Raw genomic sequence first — 1,408 nt, forward strand, 5'->3', positions numbered from 1 at the left:
AGAGTACTATCAGGCGTGTCATTTACTGCTAATATCTGCTGGGCTTGTTGATATTGTTCAGTCCCTGGAGGAGCTGATTGAAGCGTTTTATACGCCTCTATTTTTTGTATATCACTAAAATCATTGTCTATCTTGTTTAACTCATTAAAAACAAATGCGTTTAATTCGTCAATGACTTCATCAGAAACGTCAATGTTGATATCACTATAATCATTCAATGCCGGGGTTCTTGCTCCTATCTCCTGTTGCGCATATTTTTCAAAAATTTGCAGCGGCTGTAACGTCGTATCTCGCGCGGTTAATCTCTCTTGTATATCATTGAGACCGTCATTATCATCATCATCATCACGACTGTTGACGAAACCATCATTATCAACATCGACCATATAATATTGGGTTAACGTTTGTGCCGGTTGCTGGTGGCTAAAATCATCATTAATATTAATACTCGCCGCTTCAGATCGTAAATATTCAGCGAAATCACTTAATGTTTGATCTCCCCCATTGACGATAGGTTGGGTCATGAGAGCTTGGCTAAAACGAGTGACATCCTCAAGATTATAATGCTCAGCGCCCTCAATGTTACCATCGGCCATATCTGATAAAACATCATTGAATATGGTATTACTGTCATTATCTTTTGATAGATGTTGAATAAGGGCACCTGTTGCCTCAATAGCTAAGCGGTAATGAAAAGCGTCTGACTTATTTCCTTCAGAAGACGCATGCGCAACAACTGGCGTTTGGGTATAAATATCAATATCGTCAACCAGACTGTAGCCCATTAACGATTTGACAATATCCGTTGAAATATTAAAGGAGTCTAACCACTCTGACTCAGTTATGTTTCCATCTTCATCTCCCTTAAATAGTCCTTCTTTACTATCTGCCTTTTGCATAGCTAACTTCACTGCCATTGTCGTAAGAGGCGTTGCAAATAAATGCCTCTCTACTGTATCGTCAGAGGCTAAGCTAGCTGGTAGAAATGAATAAAGTTCATTAATGATGGGGGTAGCATTACTCCCCAATTCGTACGTTTCCTCAGTCGACTTAACATGGAGCAAGTAATGCCGTGTCACATCTGGCACAGTTATTCCAATAAACTTTGCCTGCTCATCTGTCGTACCTTTACTTACCAAGTCTCCTAAAAAATCTGGCTTAGATAAGTCTAATTCGTAAAGTAATACGTCTGCCTTTACCCACGGCGCTTTAACTGCCGAACCATTAATAGGGTAGCCTTGGATGCTTTCTTGACTTGTAATCAAGGTTGATTCATCTGTGCATCCTGAGAGGAAAAATAATATCCATGCAATAAGAAAGATTTTCATAGCCTGCACCATTATGTACTTTTCAGTTTAGTTTAGTTTAGTACATAAAACCAAAGCTTGTGCATTAAGTCAGATAGAAG

At 39.1% G+C, this 1,408-nt stretch carries 1 protein-coding gene; it reads right to left on the reverse strand.

Going from position 1 to position 1,408, the window contains the following annotated elements:
* The coding region (locus F8B77_RS17225) for a hypothetical protein (RefSeq protein WP_151656887.1) at nt 1–1,328 on the reverse strand (1,328 nt) is incomplete at its 3' end.
* Between the last annotated feature and the right edge of the window lie 80 nt (nt 1,329–1,408).

Source organism: Aliivibrio finisterrensis (assembly GCF_008933155.1).
In the GTDB taxonomy this organism is placed as follows: Bacteria; Pseudomonadota; Gammaproteobacteria; order Enterobacterales; family Vibrionaceae; genus Aliivibrio; species Aliivibrio finisterrensis.